The following is a 19603-nucleotide window of genomic DNA, read 5'->3' on the forward strand; positions in this document are numbered from 1 at the left end:
GGGAGCCGTGGCTGCGTGCGGCTCCGAGCCGGTGTCGGCCGCCCGCCGTAGACTCGTCCGGTGACAGTTCCCGGGATCGTGCGCGCCCTCGCGCAGGCGGAGTCGTTTCGGGATGCCGTGGGCGCAGCACCCGCCGACGCCGAGTTCTCCCTCGTCGAAGGCCTCGACGCGCCGCTGCTGGCCGGCCTCGTCGAGCGCCGCAGCGTCGCCGGCCACCCGGCGGCGCTCCTCGTCGTCGCACCCACCGGACGGCGCGCCGAGTCGATCGGCGCCGCCCTCGCCGCCGTGATCCCGGAGGCGACCGTGCTGCACTTCCCGGCGTGGGAGACCCTGCCGCACGAGCGGCTGAGCCCCAGCGCCGAGACGGTCGGCCGGCGGCTCGACGTGCTCCAGCGTCTCGCGGCCTGGGACGGCGTCGCGCCCGTGGTGGTCACGGCATCCGTCCGCAGCGCTCTGCAGCCGATCGCGGCGGGCCTCGCCGACGCGGGCGTCGTCGAGCTCGAGGTCGGCGCGCGCGGCCACGACCTCGCCGAGGTCGCGCGCCGCCTCGTCACGCTCGCCTACCACCGCGTCGACATGGTCTCGCGGCGCGGCGAGTTCGCCGTGCGCGGCGGCATCCTCGACGTCTTCCCGCCCGTGGCCGACCACCCCTACCGCGTCGAGTTCTTCGGCGACGAGGTCGACCAGATCCGCGCGTTCTCGGTCGCCGACCAGCGGTCGCTCCCCGGCGACGTGGCCGGCGTCGTGCTCATGCCCAGCCGCGAGCTGCTGCTGACCGACCGCGTGCGAGAGCGCGCGCTCGAGCTGCGCGACCGCGCGCCGGGCCTGCGCGGCATGCTCGAGAAGCTCGCCGAGGGCATCCCGGTCGAGGGCATGGAGTCGCTCGTCCCGGCCCTCTCCGACGGCATCGTGCCGCTCGTGGACTATCTGCCGCGCGGGGCGGCGGCGGCGCTCGTCGATCCCGAGCGTGCCGTCACGCGCGCGCTGACGCTGAGCGAGACGAACCGCGAGTTCCTCGACGCGGCGTGGAGCGCGGCGACGATGGGCGCCGACCTGCCGGTCGACGTCGACGCGGGCGACTTCCTCACGCTGCCGCAGCTGCGCGACGCCGCGCGCGACCGCGGCGGCGTGTGGTGGACGCTCAGCGCTTTCGACTCCGGGGCCGCGGACGCCACGGAGGAGGGGCTCGTGGATGCCGCAGGCGACACCGTCGTGCGCGTCGTCGGTGCGCCCGTGCCGTCGTTCCAGGGCAACGTCGACGGCGCGACCGCGCACGTGGCGAGCCTCCTCGCCGACGGCTGGCGGGTCGTCGTGGCCGCCTCCGGCACCGGTCTCGTCGAGCGCACGCGCGACGTGCTCGCCGAGCGCGGCGTCGCCGCGCGCATGGCCGACACCGTGACCGCCGAGCCGGAGCCCGGCGTCGCGATCGCGACGGTGGCGACGCTCGAGCGCGGCTTCGAGTCGGCCGAGGCCCGGCTCGCCGTGCTCACCGAGAGCGAGTTCTACGGTCGCACGATCGGCGGCGACTCGCGCGTCGTGAAGCGCCTCGCGTCGCGCCGCCGCAACGTGGTCGACCCGCTGCAGCTGAAGGCCGGCGACTTCGTCGTGCACTCGACGCACGGCATCGGGCGGTTCGTCGAGCTCGTGCAGCGCGAGGTGTCGACCGGCGGGCGCAACGCGGTCAAGACCCAGCGCGAGTACCTCGTGATCGAGTACGCGCCGGCCAAGCGCGGCTACCCGGGCGACAAGCTGTTCGTCCCCACCGACCAGCTCGACCTGCTGTCGCGCTACGTCGGCGGCGAGGCGCCCGTGCTCTCGAAGATGGGCGGCAGCGACTGGGCCCAGGCGAAGGGCCGCGCCCGCAAGGCGGTGCGCGACATCGCCGTCGAGCTCGTGAAGCTCTACTCGGCGCGCATGGCCGCGAAGGGCCACGCGTTCGGCCCCGACTCGCCGTGGCAGCGCGAGCTCGAGGAGGCGTTCCCGTTCGCCGAGACCCCCGACCAGCTGCAGACGATCGACGAGATCAAGGCCGACATGGAGAAGCCGATCCCGATGGACCGGCTGCTGTCGGGCGACGTCGGGTTCGGCAAGACCGAGGTCGCCGTGCGCGCCGCGTTCAAGGCCATCCAGGACGGCACGCAGGTCGCGATGCTCGTGCCCACGACGCTGCTCGTGAAGCAGCATCTCGAGACGTTCACCGAGCGGTTCGCGGGCTTTCCCGTGAAGGTCCGGCCGCTGTCGCGATTCCAGACCGACAAGCAGGCGCGCGAGACGATCGCGGGCCTGGCCGACGGCACCGTCGACATGGTCATCGGCACCCACCGCATCCTCACCGAGAAGGTCTCGTTCCGAAACCTCGGCCTGCTGATCGTCGACGAGGAGCAGCGCTTCGGCGTCGAGCACAAGGACGCGCTCAAGAAGCTCAAGACCGGTGTCGACATCCTCGCGATGAGCGCGACGCCGATCCCGCGGACGCTCGAGATGGCGGTCACCGGCATCCGCGAGATGTCGACGCTGCAGACGCCGCCCGAGGATCGGCATCCGATCCTCACCTATGTCGGACCCCGCAACGACAAGCAGGTCTCGGCCGCGATCCGCCGCGAACTGCTGCGCGAGGGGCAGGTGTTCTACGTGCACAACCGCGTGCAGTCGATCCAGCGCGTCGCGTCGCAGCTCGCCGAGCTGGTGCCCGAGGCGCGCATCGCGGTCGCGCACGGGCAGCTGGGGGAGCACGCGCTGGAGCAGGTCGTCGACGACTTCTGGGAGCGCCGCTTCGACGTGCTCGTGTGCACGACGATCATCGAGACGGGCCTCGACATCTCCAACGCCAACACGATCATCGTCGACCGCGCCGACAAGTACGGGCTGTCGCAGCTGCACCAGCTTCGCGGGCGCGTGGGCCGCGGTCGCGAGCGCGCGTACGCGTACTTCCTCTACGACGACCTCAAGCCGCTGTCCGAGACCGCGGCCGACCGGCTCGAGACGATCGCGGTGAACAACGACCTCGGCAGCGGCATGCAGGTCGCGCTCAAGGACCTCGAGCTGCGCGGCGCGGGCAACCTCCTCGGCGCCGAGCAGGCCGGGCACATCGCCGGCGTCGGCTTCGACCTCTACCTGCGCATGATCGGCGAGGCCGTGGCCACGTTCCGCGGCGAGGAGGTCGAGGGGCCGACCGAGCTGCGGCTGGAGCTGCCGGTCGACGCGCGCATCCCGGAGACCTATGTCGACAGCGAGCGGCTGCGGCTGGAGGCGTACCAGAAGCTGTCGGCCGCGGCGTCCGCGTCGGCTGCCGACGACGCGATCGACCTCGTGGTCGACGAGCTGCGCGACCGCTACGGCGAGCCGCCCGCCGAGGTGCAGGGCCTGTTCGCGGTCGCGCGCCTGCGCCGGCGCGCCGCGCGGTCGGGGCTCACCGACGTCGTCGCGATGGGCCCGAACCTGCGGATCGCGCCCGCGCGCCTGCCCGACTCGATGCGGGTGCGGCTGCAGCGACTGCACCCGAAGGCGAAGATCCTCGCCGGCGGCGACGCCATGATCGTGCCGCTCCCGACCGCCGGGGGCGAGCTCGTGGGCGACGCCGACCTCATCGCCTGGACCGCGCAGCTGCTCGACCAGCTCTTCCCCCTGCCGGTGGCGGAGGCATCCGCGTGACCGTCGTGGTCTCGTACTCGAGCTCTACGCCGAGGCACGACGCCGACTTCGCGCGCAAGCTGAGCGAGCTCGCCGCCGTGGCGGGCGCGGCGGCCGAGGCCGCCGGGCTGGGGCTGCGATGGATCAATGCCGCGGATCCGGATGCCGCGGCCGCCGAGCTCGTCGCGGCGGCATCCGGTGTCATCGTCCTCGGCGGGGCGGACGTCGATCCGCGCTCGTACGGCGCCGAGCCGGCCGGTGCCTGGATGAACTCTTCGGACGCCGCCGCCGACGCCTTCGAGGGCGACCTCGTGCGCGGGGCGCTGGATCGCGGCATCCCGCTGTTCACGATCTGCCGCGGCACGCAGCTGCTGAACGTCGTGCTCGGCGGCACTCTCGTGCAAGACCTCGGCGAGGGCATCCATCGCATGCCGGTGTCGCCGATGGTGACGCACGACGTTCTCGTGCGCGGAGACACGCGGCTGGCGGGGATTCTCGGGGTGGGCGCGCGCGCGATCCGTTCCGGCCATCACCAGGCGGTCGGCCGGCTCGGCGATGGCCTGGTCGTGTCGGCGGTGGCGCCCGACGGCGTGGTCGAGGCCGTCGAGCTGCCCGGCGACGCGTGGGTCGTGGGCGTGCAGTGGCATCCGGAGGACGCGGCCGCCGACCCCGCCGCGCTGCGGGCGCTGTTGGGGGACTTCGCCCGCGCTGTGGGCTGAGCTCGGCGCGGGTGCGCGACGCTGCCCAGGCGCAGCGCGGAGTCAGCGCTGCAGCGAGCGGGTCATCGCGTAGGCCTCCACGTCCGTGGTGGGCTCGACCGAGCGGAAACCGGCGCGTTCGTATGTGCGGATCGCAGGCCGGTTGCCGGCGATGACGTTCAGCGTCAGGGTGGTCGCGCCGAGCTTCCGAGCCTCGGCTCCGGTGAACGGGTAGAGCGCCTCGGCATCGTCGATCCAGTCCGCCACCGTCTCGCAATCGGCGTCTGTGCGCGGGCGGAGATGGAGCACAGTCTCATTCTGTCGGATCTGGCGTGAGTACAGATCTACGAATGTGGGGAGATGTCTGAGGGGCTCTGAGGTGGGAAGCCGTGTTGTGCGATCTGTGATTCTCGGTGATCTGCGGCAGAACGTCGAAGAAAAGTACTAGACAGAGGCCTCGGGGTTCACTAGTATCGAAGGTATGGACGATCTTCTCGGTCTGGTGGCCGTGGCGCTGGTGGCGTTGCGGGCCCGAGTGAGTGGTCGGGCTGTCGCGGTGTTGTCGCCGGGTGAGCTGATCGCGGTGAACGATGCGTTCGGCGCCTTGCGGCGGGCGGTGGATGCCGCGTACGCGCCGGTCGCGGGCGAGATCGCCCGGCAGTCCCGGCCCGAGCTGGGGAAGGACTCGCTGGCGAAACGGCACGGTCATCGGACGGCGGCGAAGCTGATCTCGGCGACCACCGGGGCGTCCGTGCCCGACGCGATCAAGCTCGTGACGGTCGGGGAGGCGACCGCGCCGGGGATGTCGCTCACCGGCGAGATGCTCCCGGCCCGCCGCCCGCACGTGGCCGACGCGCTCGCGACGGGGCGGTTGAGCGTGGCCGCCGGAGCGGAGATCACCCGGATGCTGGACCGTGTCCCGCCCCGCGTGGACCCGGCCGCGGTGGCGGCGATGGAGCAGGGCCTCGTGGGCGCGGCACCCGGGTTGACCTCGGACGAGCTGCGGGCCCTGCTGATCAGGGCGGAAGCGACCCTCGACCCGGACGGGGTGGAACAGAAGGAGCGGGAGCTGCGCGACGCCCGGTACCTGATCGTCCGCGAAGACCGCGCGGGGGCGATCCTCGTCGACGGCAGGTTCGCCCCCGAGACCGGTGCACCGATCAAAGCCGCCCTCGACGACATCGTCAGCGGCATGCTCCGCCGACGCGACGACACCCACCGGCGACAGGGCTCCGATGATCCGGGAGACGACCCGGCCGACGAGGCGCTGGCGGACCCGCGGAATGTGAAGCAGCTGTACGCGGACGCGCTCGCGGAGCTGTGCCGGCACGCCCTGGCCTGCGACCAGGCCCCCACCGGGCCGTCCACGACCGTGATCGTCCGAATCAACCTCGACCACCTGGAAACGGGAGCCGGTGCCGGCACGATCGACGGGATCACCCGACCGGTCTCAGCCGGGACGGTGCGGCGGATGGCCGCGGACGCCCAGGTCATCCCCGTCGTCCTCGGCGGGGACAGCGAGATCCTCGACTGGGGGAGGGCGAAGAGACTGTTCACCCCGGCGCAGAAGCTCGCGACCCTCGAACGCGACGGCGGATGCGCGTGCTGCGGACTGCCCCCGAGCATGACCGTCGTGCACCACCTGAGGTGGTGGGCCCGAGACCGCGGCCGCACCGACCTCGCCAACGCGATCGCGCTGTGCATCGCCTGCCACCACCGCATCCACGACGACGGATGGGACATCCACATCGACGGCAACGGCACCCGAGCGAAAGTCTGGTTCATCCCCCCACCCTGGCTCGACCCCGATCGCAGCCCCCGACTCGGCGGCAACGCCCGTTACAACCTCGCCGCCTGACCGCAAGTACGACGCGGGCGGCCGGACGGCCGCGCGGCGCGATCCAGGAGCGTCTCGACTCACAGAAAACTCGCGATATATCTCGATAGGATGCCGACATGGCAACCGAGCTGCATGAGCGTACCGATCTGGAGGAGACGGTGCGCGCCGAGATCCGCGCAGCGGAGAACCCCGATCGGCCGATCCGTCGGCGGCTGCGCCGTGCTCGCGTGTGGGTCGCGAGGCACCCGCGGCTCGAGTTCTCCTATCGAGTCGCCGTCGGGACCGCCGGCGGCATCCTGACGGTCCTCGGACTGCTGCTCGTGCCGCTTCCCGGACCGGGCTGGCTCGTCGTGTTCCTCGGCCTCACCGTGCTCGGCACCGAGTTCGGCTGGGCGCGGCGGGCCGCGGCGTCCGTCAAGCGCCTGCTCGACCGGTTCTGGTCGTGGTGGAAGGCGCGTCGCGTGGCTCGCGTCACAGGTCGTGGTGGAACTCCTCGATGAGGTGGTCCACGACCGCCGCCATCGCGCCGTCGAGGTCGGCTCCGGATGCCACGGCCCGAGCCGCGGCGGCGCGCTGGCGCTCCGCGGAGCTGCCCGTGGCCGCGATGGTCTGCACCCGTTCGAGCTCGGCGCGGCACTCCAGGGCGTCGGCGTCCTCCTCGACCAGCTCGACGAGCTCGGCCATGAGCTCGGGGAACGGCACGATCGTGCCCCGCCCGAAGTCGATGAGGCCCTCCGTGGTGCCGTAGCGCTGCGCGCGCCACCGGTTCTCGCCCACGAGGAAGCGCCCGTAGCTGCGCCAGCGCTGGTTGCGCACACGCAGGCGCCACAGCATCCGCATGATCGACTGCGTCAGCGAGGCCAGCGTGATCGCGTCCTCCAGCCTGGGGGAGACGTCCATGATGCGCGTCTCGAGCGTCGGGTACGAGTGCGACGGCCGCAGGTCCCACCAGATCTTCGACGAGTCCTCGATGATGCCGAGGTCGATGAGCACGCCGACCGAGCGCTGATACTCCGCCCAGCTCTGGTACTCGGGCGGCAGCCCGGTGCGCGGCAGGTTGTCGAACACCGAGATGCGGTACGAGGCGAGCCCGGTGTCCTCGCCCTGCCAGAACGGCGACGAGGTCGAGAGGGCCAGGAGGTGCGGCAGGAAGTACGGCATCTGCTGCAGGAAGTCCGCGCGCAGCGCGTCGTCCCCGACGCCGACGTGCACGTGGCATCCGCAGATCAGCAGCCGCCGTGCGACCCCGGCGAGCGCCCGCTCCAGGCCGTCGTACCGCTCCTTCGGCGTGTGGTCGTGATCCTTCCAGTCCGCGAACGGGTGGCAGGATGCCGCGATCGGCACGAGCCCGTGCCGTGCGGCCTGAGCGGAGATCGCCGACCGGAGCCGGCGCAGATCCTCCCGGGCCTCGGCGGCGTTCCGGCACACGCGCGTGCCGACCTCGACCTGGCACTGCTTGAACTCCGGGCTGACCTGGTCCTGCAGGACGGCCGCGCAGTCCTCGATGAACCCCTGCGGCGCCACGGCGAGCGCCCGGGAGTCGCGGTCCACGAGGAGGTACTCCTCCTCGATACCGATGGTGAACTCGGGTCGCTCCATCGCGGCATCCTTCCGTTCCCCCCATCTCAGCGCCTGGAGGGGCGTCGCGGCAAGATCCGCTCGCGCGCCGACCCCCGCGCGAACAGGAGGCCGGGCACCGGGGCCGCATCGCACGGTGAGGCGGTGCGCTCCGGGACGAGTTGAGATCTCCGCCCGCATTAATGATAATGAAACTCATTATGAGTTCTGATGCTGCCGGGCCGCTGCTCGACCGGAGGACGTCGGGCGACGCGGGCGGCGACGCGCCGCCGAGCCTCGAGGTCGCCGACCTCCGGATCACGATCGGCGGACGCCCGCTCGTCAAGGGCGTCTCGTTCTCGGTGGCGAGAGGACAGCGCGTGTGCCTGCTGGGCGAATCGGGCTCCGGCAAGTCGCTCACCGCAGCCGCGCTGCTCGGCCGGCTCCCGGCGCACGCCGTCACCTCGGGCAGCATCCGCGTGAACGGCGTGGAGGTGCTGGGCACCCCGTCGTCCCAGCGCACCGACGAGGCGCGCGTCGCGATGGTGTTCCAGGACTCGGCGGTCGCGCTGAACCCGCTCGTGCGCGTGCGGGAACAGCTCGTCGAGCCGCTGCGGCGGCACCGCGGACTCTCGCGTGCCGAGGCGCTCACCGCGGCGGCGGGATTGGCCGAGTCGGTGGGCCTCCCCGATCCCGCGCACATCCTCGACCGCTTCTCGGGCGAGCTGTCGGGCGGGCAGCGCCAGCGCGTGTGCATCGCCCTGGCGCTCGCGTGCGACACGCGCATGCTGGTCGCCGACGAGCCCACCTCGGCACTCGACGTGGTGACCCAGAGGCGCGTGCTCGACGTGCTCGGCCGCTACACCGCGGGCGAGCACACCCCCGCCCTGCTGTTCATCACCCATGACTTCGCGGTGGCCGCGGAGCTGTGCAGTCACGCCGTGGTGATGAAGGACGGGCGCATCCGCGAGGAGGGAACCGTCGCGAGCATCTTCTCGGCCCCCGAGGACGCCTTCACGCGCGAGCTGATCCGGGCCGCCGGGGCGGCCACGATCCAGCCGTACATCGAGCGGTTCGCCCGGGAGGTCGCCGAGCCGCGACCGGAACGGACAGGCGCCCCAGCGCCGCGTGCGGAGCCTGCGTTCTACGACATCAGCGGAGTGACCCGCTCGTATCGCCTGCCGCGTCGGAGCCTTCTGGAGAGGCCGCGCACGAGGGTCGCCCTCGAGCCGACGACGCTGCGGATCGATCCGGGCGAGCGCGTGGGCGTGGTGGGCGTCTCGGGGTCGGGCAAGACCACACTGCTGCGCGTCATGCTCGCGCTCGAGGGCGCCGACGCCGGCGAGGTCGCCTGCCAGGCCCGCGAGGTGCACCCGGGCGGCGTGCGGGAGCTGAAGTGGTACCGCCGGAAGGTGCAGTACGTGCCGCAGGATCCCGCCAGCACGCTGCACCCGCTCATGACGGTCGGTCAGCTCATGGCGGAGCCGCTCGTGCGTCTCGACGTGCCGGGCGAGCACCGGGGGATGATCCGCGACGCGCTGCACGCCGTGAACCTCGACGACACGTTCCTCTCCCGCCGCGTGGCGGAGCTGTCCGGGGGGCAGGCGCAGCGCCTCGCGCTGGCGCGGGCCATCGCGACGCGACCCGACTTCCTGCTGGCGGACGAGCCGGTGAGCGGCCTCGATCTCCCCATGCGGGAGCAGATCGTCGCGCTGCTGCGCCGGGTCTCGGCAGAGCGCGGCACCGGGATGGTCGTCGTGTCGCACGACCTCTCGATGATCGCCAGCCTGTGCGAGCGGACCGTCGTCATGCACGGCGGCGGAGTCGTCGAGGATCGCCCCACCCGGGAGCTCCTCGCAGCTCCCGCGCACCCGCGCACGGGCGAGCTGCTGGAGGCGATCCCGACGCTCCGCCTGGAACCCGAGCCGGTGCGCACGGCAGCCTGATCCCCCCGACCACCCGGCCGGCGCGGCATCGCGCCGGCGCGCGCAGAAAGCCGTCCGCATGGCACAGACGACCCGAAAGAACGCGCTGCCCGGATCCCGAGCCGCCCTCGTCATCACGATCTCGCGCATCGCGACGATCGTCGCCGTGGTCTTCCTCCTCAGCATCCTGCCCCTCCTCTCCGGGCGCGACGTCGCCGTCTCGATCTATCGCGCCCGCTTCTCGGAGGGCGAGATCTCGCCCGAGACGCTGGAGAGCATCCGCCAGGAGATCGGCGCCGACGGCGGCATGGTCGGCTCGTTCCTGGCCTGGATGGGCAAGGCGCTGCGCGGCGACCTCGGCGAGTCCTGGGTCACCCACACGCCCGTGCTCCCCGACCTCCTCACCGCGCTCGGCACCTCGCTGACCCTCATGCTCGCCTCGCTCGTCGTCGCCGTGGTCGTGGCGGCGCTCCTGACGGTTCCCACGTTCCGCCGCGGTCTCGCGGGCCGATCGGATCGCACCGGCGGGGGAGCCGCCGCGGCGTTCACCGCGCTCCCCGACTTCCTGCTCGCATCGGTGCTGCTGGTCGTCTTCGCGGTGTGGCTCGGCTGGCTGCCTCCCTACGGCTGGGTAGGCCCGCACCACCTGGTGCTGCCGGCGCTGTCGATGGGACTTCCCGCCGGCGGATTCCTCGGGCGCATGCTCTCGGACGCGCTCGCCGACACCTTCGCGGAGCGCTGGGTCGCGACGTGGCAGGTCGCCGGGTACTCGAAGACCCGGATCGTCCTCGCAGCTCTCCGCAGGAGCCTCCCGAGCGTGGCCGCGCCGATGTCGCTCAGCCTCGTGAGCATCACCGCGAGCGCCGTGGTGATCGAGAAGGTCTACTCGATCCCGGGCATCGGCCGCACGACGCTCGGTGCCGCACAGTCGCAGGACCTGCCGACGCTGCAGGGCGGCGTGCTGCTCCTGATGCTGCTCGCGGTGGCCTTCGGCATCGGAGTCCAGCTCCTCCGCCGCGTGCTGCTCGGACCCGCCTTCCGGTCGAGCTCGCTGCCGGCCGCCGTGCCCAAGCCGCCGAGCCCGCGGTGGGCGCTCGTGCTCCCCGCGACGGTGCTCGTGCTGCTGGTCGTCATGATCCTCACCGGCCTCCCGCGCGACCCCTACGCGCTCGACCACGCGCGCCTGCAGCCGCCGAGCCTCGAGCTGCCGTTCGGCGCCGATGCGAACGGCCGCGACGTCCTCGGGCGCATCGCCCACGGCGCCCTCTCGACCCTCGGCATGGGCGTGATCGTGACGGCGATCTGCCTCTGCCTCGGCCTCGTCGTGGGCCTGTTCCCGAACGTGAGCGCGGGACCCATCGAGGTCACCAACGCCGCGCCGCCCATCCTCGCGGGCCTCATCGTGTCGGCGATCACGGGCCCCTCCGCCATCGGGGCGGCCGTCGCGGTCGCCGTCGTGAGCTGGGCGCCGCTCGCCTCGCACACCTCGGCGCTCGTCGCCGAGGTGAAGGCGCAGCCGCACGTCCGCATCGCGCCGATGCTGGGTGTCGGGCGCACGCGTATCACCTTCCGCTACGTGCTGCCGGGCGTCGTCGGTCCCGTCTTCCGGCACGCGTGCCTGCGTCTCCCCGGCATCACGCTGGCCCTGGCCACGCTCGGCTTCCTCGGGCTCGGGCCGCAGCCGCCCGCTTCCGACTGGGGCCTCGTGCTCGCCGAGGGGATGCCGTACGTCGAGCGCGCTCCGCTCGTGGTGCTGGTGCCCGCGGGCGCCCTGATCCTCCTCTCGGTGCTCGCCGTCTCGCTGTCGAGCCTGAACTTCGACCTCCGGCGCACGCCGGGCAGACGCGGCGCACCCGATGAGAGCACGCCGCAGACCACACAGGAAACGGAAAGGCAGATGCCATGAACAAGAGACTCCGAAAGGGGTGCGCGGGACTCGTCGCCCTCGCGGCGGCGGCCGCGCTGGCGCTGAGCGGCTGCGCGAGCGGGCAGGCGGGCGCGCCCGCCGAGGGAGGAGACCGCATCCGGGTGGCCTTCATGCAGCCGCCCAAGGCCGCGATGCACCCCTACAGCGACGACGCCTTCAAGTACTCGCGTCTGAGCGCCGCCGAGACCCTGGTGCGTCTCGACGAGGACGCCGGGCCCGAGCCGCTGCTGGCGACCGAGTGGACCAAGGTCGACGACCTCACGTGGGTGTTCACGCTCCGCGACGACGTGACCTTCCAGGACGGCGCGACCTTCGACGCCGAGGCCGTGAAGACCACGATCGACCACGCGAGCGCGTCGGCGACGCCGCCGCGCGCGCTCAAGGGCGTGAAGCTCGCGGCCGAGGTCACCGGCGAGCACGAGGTGACGATCGCGACCGACATCGCCGACGCGATGCTGCCGAACCGCCTGGCGAGCCCGCAGTTCTCGATCTTCTCGCCGGCCGCCTACGGCGCCGCGGACGGGAGCGTGGACACGATCGGCACCAGCACGGGCCCGTTCGAGCTCACCGACATCAACGGCAGCAGCACGCTGACCCTCGAGCGCTTCGAGGACTACTGGGGCGACGTCGCCGTCGCGGCGGGCATCGACGCGTCGTTCGTGCCCGACGGCACCGCCCGCGCGGCGGCGATCCGCTCGGGCGAGGCGGACGTCGCCGAGACCATCCCGGTCTCGCAGGTGAGCCTGCTCGACGTCGACATGGTCAACGAGGTGTACATGCCGCGCACCACCCACATCGCGCTCAACACCGTGTCGGGCCCGTTCGCCGACCCCGCCGTCCGCGCGGCGGCGCGCGCGGCCATCGACCCGAAGGTCATCGCCGACACCATCTACGAGGGATACGCCGACCCCGCCGTCGGCATCCTGGGACCTGCGCTGCCGTGGGCCGCGGAGCTGCGCGGCGACGTCGAGTCCTCGACGTCGCCGGCGAAGGTCGACGGCATCGCCATCACGCTCGCCACCTACACCGACCGGGCCGAGAACCCGGAGATCGCGGTGCAGGCGCAGGCGCAGCTCGAGAAGGCCGGCTTCGTGGTGACGCAGGACGTCCGGGAGTACGCGAACCTCGAGGAGGAGATGCTGAACGGCGGCTTCGACGCCGTGATCCTCTCGCGCAACACCATGATCGACACGGGCGACCCGTTGTCGGCGCTGATGCAGGACTTCAGCTGCACGGGCGGCAACAACGTCTCGCAGCTGTGCGTCCCCGAGCTCGACGCGATCTTCACGGACGGACTCACCTACGAGCCGGGGCCGCAGCGCCAGAAGGCGACCATGGCGGCCGAGGCTGCGGTGCTGCAGCGGAGCGCGACCATCCCGGTCACCCATGAGCGGGTGATCCAGGGCGAGCTCGGCACGTGGGTCGGCTTCGAGCGGGATCCGTTCGAGCGTCGCCTGATCACCGAGCACACCGAGCCGGCCAGCTGAGCTGGTCCGACCGAGGCACGCACGGCGACGGGCGGCTCCTCCGATCTGCGGAGGGGCCGCCCGTCGGTGAGCTGACGTCCTGGGCTAGATGATGCCCTGGGCGAGCATCGCGTGCGCGACGCGCTCGAAGCCGGCCGCGTTGGCGCCCAGGACGTAGTCGCCCGGGCGGCCGTACTTCTCCGCGGCGGCGAACGCCGAGTCGTGCACGTTCTGCATGATGGTGCGCAGGCGCGCCTCGCTGTCGTCGAAGCTCCAGCGCTGACGCGCGGCGTTCTGGCTCATCTCCAGCGCCGAGGTCGCGACGCCGCCCGCGTTGGCGGCCTTGCCCGGCCCGAACAGCACGCCCGCCTCCTGGAACATCGCCACCGCGCCCGGCGTCGAGGGCATGTTGGCGCCCTCGGCGACCGCGCGCACGCCGCCGGCGATGAGCCGGTACGCGTCGTGCTCGTCGAGCTCGTTCTGCGTCGCCGAGGGCAGCGCGATGTCGACCGGCACCTCCCAGGGGGTGGCGCCCTCGACGAACGTCGCGTTCGGACGCTCGGCGACGTAGGCCGAGATGCGGCCGCGCTCGACCTCCTTGATGCGGCGCAGGAGGGCCAGGTCGATGCCGTTCTCGTCGTGGACGTAGCCGGACGAGTCGGATGCCGTGACCGGCGTCGCGCCGAGCTGGTAGGACTTCTCGATCGCGTAGATGGCGACGTTGCCCGAGCCCGAGACCGCGACGCGCTTGCCGTCGAACGACTCGCCGTGCACGGCCAGCATGTCCTGCGCGAAGAAGACCGCGCCGTAGCCGGTCGCCTCGGTGCGCACCTCTGCGCCGCCCCACTGGACGCCCTTGCCGGTGAACATGCCGGACTCGTGACGGTTCGTGATCTTGCGGTACTGCCCGAACAGGTAGCCGATCTCGCGGCCGCCGACGCCGATGTCGCCCGCGGGGACGTCGGTGTGCTCGCCGAGGTGACGGTAGAGCTCGTTCATGAACGACTGGCAGAAGCGCATGACCTCGGCGTCGGACTTGCCGTGCGGGTCGAAGTCGCTGCCGCCCTTGCCGCCGCCGATGCCCTGGCCGGTGAGCGCGTTCTTGAAGATCTGCTCGAAGCCGAGGAACTTGATGATCGACAGGTTCACGCTGGGGTGGAAGCGCAGACCCCCCTTGTACGGGCCGAGCACCGACGAGAACTGCACACGGTAGCCGCGGTTGACCTGCAGGCTGCCGGCGTCGTCGACCCACGGCACGCGGAACATGATCTGCCGCTCCGGCTCCACCAGACGCTCCACGATGCCGGCCTCGACGAACTGCGGGTGCGAGTCGAGGACCGGCGCGATCGAGTCGAGGACCTCGTGCACGGCCTGCTGGAACTCGGGTTCGTGGGGGTTGCGCGACTGGACGGTGTCGAAGACGCCGCGGACGGAGGCGGGCAGGGCGTGGAGCGTTTCGGTCACAGGCAGACTTCCTCGTGATGGGGCGGCCTCGAGAACGGCCGGTCTTTACCCTAGCGGCGTCGCGTGCGAACTCTCGACGCCGGCTCGCGCTCGCCGTACGCTGACGATGAGCGAGGAGGCTTGCGTGCAGTTCGAGCATCTCGGGGCGCGTCCCCGCATCCATCCCGACGCGGTGGTCGCCCCGACCGCCGTCATCTCAGGCGACGTCACGATCGGCGCGGGCGCCCAGGTGCTGCACGGCGCGATCATCACCGCCGAGGGAGGACCGGTCGTCCTGGGCGAGCACGTCATCGTCATGGAGAACGCCCTCATCCGAGCGACCGCGGCCAACGCGGTGCGGATCGGCGACCACACCCTCGTCGGCACGCTCGCGAGCGTCGCGGGCGCGACGCTCGACGAGGAGGTGTTCCTCGCCTCCGGGGCGCGCGTGTTCAACGGCGCCCGTGTCGGGCGACGCTGCGAGGTGCGCATCAACGCGATCGTGCACCGCCACACCGTGCTGCCCGAGCGCACCGTGGTGCCGATCGGCTGGGTCGCCGTCGGCGACCCGGTGCGGCTCCTCTCGCCCGACCGGCACGAGGAGATCGGCGCCGCGCAGCCCGAGCTCGACTTCCCCGGCTACGTGTTCGGCGTCGACCGCGACACGCCCGACCTGATGGTGCAGCTCACCGAGCGGTACGGCACGTCGCTCGCGCGCCACGCGCACGACCGCCGCGTCGACTGACTCGTGCCGGGGCGGGCCGCCGTCACCCGGTGTTCTGCAGGCCGGCCGCCACGCCGCTGACCGACAGCAGCAGCAGCCGCTGCCACTCGCGCGCGTCGGTGGCCGGCTCGTCGGAGGTGCGCAGCGCGCGGAGGGCCCGCAGTTGCAGCAGCGACAGCGCGTCGACGTAGGGGCTGCGCATCTTCACCGCGCGCTGGAGGATCGGCTTGTTCGACAGCAGGCCGTTGCCGCCGACCACCCGGGTGACCCAGTCGCGGGTCAGCAGCAGCTCGTCCATCACGAGGTCGGCGAGGTCGTCGCGGTCGCCGAGCGCCAGGTAGCGCCGCGCGATGCGCGGGTCGGCCTTGGCGAGGCTCATCGCCACGTTGTCGACGACGGTGTGCAGGAGCGGCCACTCCCGGTACGCCTCACGGAGGAGCTCCTCGTCGCCGACCGCCTCGAGCGCCGTGCCGAGGCCGAACCAGCCGGCGAGGTTGATGCGCGCCTGCGTCCACGCGAACACCCACGGGATCGCCCGGAGGTCCTCGAGCGAGCCCACCGACAGGCCGCGCCGCGCGGGGCGTGAGCCGAGCGCGAGCAGCCCGATCTCCTCCATCGGCGTGACCGTCGCGAACCACGGCGCGAAGCCGGGCGCCTTCACGAGCGAGAAGAACCGCTCGCGCGAGGCCGCGTCCATCGTCTTGGCGACGTCGGCGTAGCGCTCCGCGGCATCCCGGTTGCGCTGCTCGATCGACGGCGCCGACGCGAGCAGCGTCGCCGCGGCGACCTGGTCGATGTGACGCATCGCGATGGCCGGGTCGCCGTAGCGCGCGAAGATGACCTCGCCCTGCTCGGTGAGCTTGAACCGTCCGTCGACCGAGTGCGGCGGCTGGGCCAGGATCGCCGAGTTCGCGGGGCCGCCGCCGCGCCCGAGCGCACCCCCGCGCCCGTGGAACAGGGTGAGGCGGATGCCCTCCGCATCGGCCCACGCCGCGATCTGCGCCTGCGCCTCGTACAGGGCCAGGTTCGCGGCCACCGGGCCGACGTCCTTCGACGAGTCGGAGTAGCCGAGCATGACCTCCAGGCGACGGTCGGTCTGCGCGAGACGCTCGACGAAGAGCGGATGCTGCACGATCTCGGCGAGGATCGCCGGTGCCGCCTGCAGGTCGGCGAACGTCTCGAACAGCGGGATGACGTCGAGCACCGGCGGCGTGCCGTCGGGGCCGACCGCGTGCCGCGCGAGCGCGTGCACCGCGGCGAGGTCGGCCGCGGACTGCGTGAACGACACGATGTAGCGCCCCGCCGCGCGCGGGCCGAGCCGCTTCTGGATCGTCGCGACGGTGCGGAAGACCTCGAGGACCTCCTGCGCCTGGTCGCTGAGCTCGCCGCCGGCCTCGCACTCGGCGAGCACCTTCGCGTGCACGGCGGAGTGCTGGCGCACCTCGAGCTCGGCGAGGTGGAAGCCGAAGGTCTCCACCTGCCAGATCAGCTGCTGCAGGTGCCCGTAGGCCTGGCGTGCGGCCGCCGCCTCGAGGAGCGAGCCCTGCACCGTGCGCAGGCCGGCGAGCAGCTCCTCCGGGTCGCCGTACGCGAGCGCGTCACGGGCGCGCGTGCCGGCGATCCGGCGCGCCAGCAGCAGCAGCACCTGCTTGTGCGGCTCGTTCACCGCGCGCTTGCGGGCGTCGCGGGCGCCGGTCTCGTCGGCCGCGGCGAGCTGGTCGCGCAGGGCCACGAGGGCGGCGCTCGGCGGCGTCGAGTCGGCGTCGAGCGTGAGCCCGCGCGCGACGCGCACCGTCGTGCGCTCCAGCCCCAGCAGGACGTGCTGGGAGGCGATGTCGGCGGCTTTGCGCGTGACGGACGCCGTCACGAACGGGTTGCCGTCGCGATCGCCGCCGACCCACGTGCCCAGGCGCACGAACGCGGGAACGACCGGCTCGCTCCGGCCGCCGACCGAGCCTTGGATCGCGTCGTCGGCGCGCCGGTACACGCGCGGCACCGACGTGTACAGCGTCTCGTCGAAGACCGCCATGACGGCGCGCACCTCGTCGAGCGGGCTCGGCTTCTCGGCGCGCAGCGGCGCGGTGCGCCACAGCGTGTCGATCTCCTCCAGCATCCGCCGCTCGGCGCGTCTGCGGTCGGCGCCGGCGACGTGCGACGCGTCGTAGTCGTCGAGAAGCCGGGCCAGGCGACGGATGCTCATCGACACGGCGCGCCGGCGCGCCTCGGTCGGGTGCGCCGTGAACACCGGGTGGAAGCGCAGGTCGGTCAGGCGGCGATGCGCCGCGTCGTCGCCGATCTCGGTCGCGAGGCGCGCGTACGCCGACGAGAGCGAGTCCGCGGCATCCGACCGGTCCTCCTGGCCGTCGCGCTCGCGCAGCGCACGTACGCGCTGGTGCTCCTCGGCGAGGTTGACGAGGTGGAAGTAGGCGGTGAACGCGCGGGCGACCTCGTCGGCGCGGTCCACCGTGAACGAGTCCGCGATCGCGGCGGCGCGCTCGAACGCCTCGGGGGACTCGTCGGTGTAGGCCGCGATCGTCGCGGTGCGCAGGCGCTCGACGTCCTCGTAGAGGCCGGGGGAGCCGCTCTCGCGGAGCACCTGGCCGAGCATGGCGCCGAGGAAGCGCACGTCGGCGCGCATCCTCTCGGGGAGCTCCTGGCCGGCCTCGTAGCGGCCGACGAGGTCGATGGCCTCGGTGCGGGTGGTCTCGTGCATGACTCAACGCTAATGCTCCGGATGTTTCCGTCTTGTCACACCTGTTCGTCCGGCCTGTGGGGCGCGGACCTTTGTCGGCATACTGGGCGGCATGGATGCCGTGAACGAATGGTTGCTGGCCAGAGGTGACGAGTTGTGGACGTGGGTGGTCCTGCCGGTGGTGGTGGGACTCGGCATCTACTTCACGGTCCGTTCCGGTGTCGTGCAGTTCCGTCTGATCCCCGAGATGTTCCGCACGCTCACCGACAAGACGCCGCGCACCGCGACCGGGGAGCCGCAGTCCGTGTCGGCCTTCCAGGCGTTCACGATCTCGGCCGCCTCACGGGTGGGCGTCGGCAACATCGCCGGCGTCGGGACCGCGATCGCGATCGGCGGCCCCGGAGCGGTCTTCTGGATGTGGCTGATGGCGTTCGTGGGCGGCGCGTCGTCGTTCATCGAGTCGTCGCTGGCGCAGCTCTACAAGACCCGGGACGCCGACGGGTTCCGGGGCGGGCCCGCCTACTACATGGCCCGCGGCCTCGGCGCGAGGTGGATGGGCGTCCTGTTCTCGGTCATCCTCATCGTCTGCTTCCCGGTGGCGTTCAGCTCGTTGCAGGCCAACACGATCCAGGCGACCGTCGCCGGCGGTCTCGGCGAGGAGGTCTCCGGCTGGCTGCCGTGGGCGATCGGCGTCGCGCTGGCGGTGCTCATGGCGGCCGTCGTGTTCGGCGGCGTGCGGCGGATCGCCTCGGTCACGCAGACCCTCGTGCCGCTCATGGCGCTGCTCTACCTGCTGCTCGGCCTCATCATCGTGTTCATCCACGTCGACCGCGTCCCCGTCGTGTTCACGGCGATCTTCGCGCAGGCGTTCGGCCCCAACGAGGTCGTCGGCGCGACATTGGGCTACATCATCATGACCGGCGTCAAGCGCGGCATGTTCTCCAACGAGGCAGGGCTCGGCTCGGCGCCGAACGCCGGCGCCAGCGCGGCCGTGACCCACCCCGTGAAGCAGGGACTCGTCCAGACGCTCGGCGTCTACTTCGACACCTTCCTGGTCTGCTCGATCACCGCGTTCATCGTCCTCGTCTCGGTGCCCGACCTCGCCGGCGCCGAACGCGGCATCGCACTCACCCAGGGCGCGATCGTCGGCGCGCTGGGCGACTGGTCGAACATCCTGCTCAGCGTCATCATCTTCCTGCTCGCGTTCAGCTCGATCCTCGGCAACTACTACTACGGCGAGTCGAACATCGAGTTCATCACGCAGCAGGGATCGGCGCTGCTCGGCTACCGCATCCTCGCGATCGTCGCCGTCTTCTTCGGAGCCGTCGTCTCGGCGGACGTCGTCTGGAACTTCGCGGACGGCGCGATGGGGATCATGGCGCTCGTGAACCTGATCGCGATCGCGCTGCTCTCGCCGATCGCCTTCCGCCTGCTCAAGGACTACACGGCGCAGCGGCGCGCGGGCAGGGACCCGGTCTTCACGCGCGATCGGCTGCCCGACGTGCGGGGGATCGAGGTCTGGGAGGACGAGCTCTCGGTCACGGGGCCGATCGATGCGGAGAGCGTCGCACGGCAGACGAGGAAGCACCGCGACCACCTGCACCATGAGTGAGCCGCGTCGCGATGCGGCCGACCTTGTAGGGTGTACCCGGGTGTGTCGGGAAGTCTGGTCGACAGGGAGTCAACCGTGCCGATCGGAGC

General features: G+C 72.0%; 13 protein-coding genes. 9 read left to right on the top strand and 4 right to left on the bottom strand.

Annotation, left to right across the window (positions count from 1 at the left end; genetic code table 11):
• Nucleotides 1–60 precede the first annotated feature (60 nt).
• Nucleotides 61–3651, top strand: a complete 3591-nt coding sequence (gene mfd / locus WML84_RS02875) for a transcription-repair coupling factor (RefSeq protein ID WP_347344640.1) — start codon at nt 61–63, stop codon at nt 3649–3651.
• Nucleotides 3648–4349, top strand: a complete 702-nt coding sequence (locus WML84_RS02880; protein ID WP_347344641.1) for a gamma-glutamyl-gamma-aminobutyrate hydrolase family protein — start codon at nt 3648–3650, stop codon at nt 4347–4349. The genes mfd and WML84_RS02880 overlap by 4 nt, the downstream gene beginning before the upstream one ends.
• Nucleotides 4350–4391: 42 nt before the next feature.
• On the opposite strand, the gene WML84_RS02885 is transcribed toward WML84_RS02880, so the two are convergent.
• Nucleotides 4392–4637: a hypothetical protein gene (locus tag WML84_RS02885; protein WP_347344642.1), complete on the bottom strand. Its 246-nt coding sequence runs from the start codon at nt 4635–4637 to the stop codon at nt 4392–4394.
• Between the two features lie 274 nt (nt 4638–4911).
• Here WML84_RS02885 and WML84_RS02890 point away from each other — a divergent pair, with 274 nt between their 5' ends.
• Together WML84_RS02890 and WML84_RS02895 are read left to right on the top strand one after the other, a co-directional pair.
• A complete protein-coding gene (locus WML84_RS02890) occupies nt 4912–6186 on the top strand; it encodes a DUF222 domain-containing protein (protein ID WP_347344643.1) in 1275 nt (424 codons plus the stop codon).
• Between the two features lie 98 nt (nt 6187–6284).
• Nucleotides 6285–6668, top strand: a complete 384-nt coding sequence (locus WML84_RS02895) for a TIGR02611 family protein (RefSeq protein WP_347344644.1) — start codon at nt 6285–6287, stop codon at nt 6666–6668.
• Here WML84_RS02895 and WML84_RS02900 read toward each other — a convergent pair.
• On the bottom strand, nt 6640–7767 hold the full coding sequence (locus WML84_RS02900) for a carboxylate-amine ligase (protein WP_347344645.1): 1128 nt from the start codon (nt 7765–7767) through the stop codon (nt 6640–6642). The two genes, WML84_RS02895 and WML84_RS02900, sit on opposite strands and share 29 nt — an antisense overlap.
• Nucleotides 7768–7946: 179 nt before the next feature.
• On the opposite strand from WML84_RS02900, the gene WML84_RS02905 reads away from it, so the two are divergent.
• Genes WML84_RS02905 through WML84_RS02915 form a run of 3 tightly spaced genes read left to right on the top strand, consistent with a single transcriptional unit; the run spans nt 7947 to nt 13064 of the window.
• The gene (locus WML84_RS02905) at nt 7947–9671 is read left to right on the top strand and encodes an ATP-binding cassette domain-containing protein (RefSeq protein WP_347344646.1); all 1725 of its coding nucleotides are present in this window, start codon (nt 7947–7949) and stop codon (nt 9669–9671) included.
• A 58-nt stretch (nt 9672–9729) separates the two neighbouring features.
• Entirely contained in the window at nt 9730–11556 is a 1827-nt protein-coding gene (locus WML84_RS02910) for an ABC transporter permease subunit (RefSeq protein ID WP_347344647.1), read from the top strand.
• Nucleotides 11553–13064, top strand: a complete 1512-nt coding sequence (locus WML84_RS02915) for an ABC transporter substrate-binding protein (protein ID WP_347344648.1) — start codon at nt 11553–11555, stop codon at nt 13062–13064. Before WML84_RS02910 ends, WML84_RS02915 begins: the two co-directional genes overlap by 4 nt.
• 84 nt (nt 13065–13148) lie before the next feature.
• Here WML84_RS02915 and gdhA read toward each other — a convergent pair whose 3' ends face one another.
• Nucleotides 13149–14507, bottom strand: a complete 1359-nt coding sequence (gdhA, locus tag WML84_RS02920) for an NADP-specific glutamate dehydrogenase (protein WP_347344649.1) — start codon at nt 14505–14507, stop codon at nt 13149–13151.
• 124 nt (nt 14508–14631) lie between these two features.
• Between gdhA and WML84_RS02925 the strand changes: the two genes are divergently transcribed.
• A complete protein-coding gene (locus WML84_RS02925) occupies nt 14632–15231 on the top strand; it encodes a gamma carbonic anhydrase family protein (RefSeq protein ID WP_347344650.1) in 600 nt (199 codons plus the stop codon).
• 22 nt (nt 15232–15253) lie between these two features.
• On the opposite strand, the gene WML84_RS02930 is transcribed toward WML84_RS02925, so the two are convergent.
• Nucleotides 15254–17923, bottom strand: a complete 2670-nt coding sequence (locus WML84_RS02930) for a phosphoenolpyruvate carboxylase (protein ID WP_347344651.1) — start codon at nt 17921–17923, stop codon at nt 15254–15256.
• Between the two features lie 91 nt (nt 17924–18014).
• Between WML84_RS02930 and WML84_RS02935 the strand changes: the two genes are divergently transcribed.
• Nucleotides 18015–19514, top strand: coding sequence for an alanine/glycine:cation symporter family protein (locus WML84_RS02935; protein WP_347344652.1), 1500 nt, complete (start codon nt 18015–18017; stop codon nt 19512–19514).
• Nucleotides 19515–19603 lie beyond the last annotated feature (89 nt).

Source organism: Microbacterium sp. (assembly GCF_039812165.1).
Classification (GTDB): domain Bacteria; phylum Actinomycetota; class Actinomycetes; order Actinomycetales; family Microbacteriaceae; genus Microbacterium.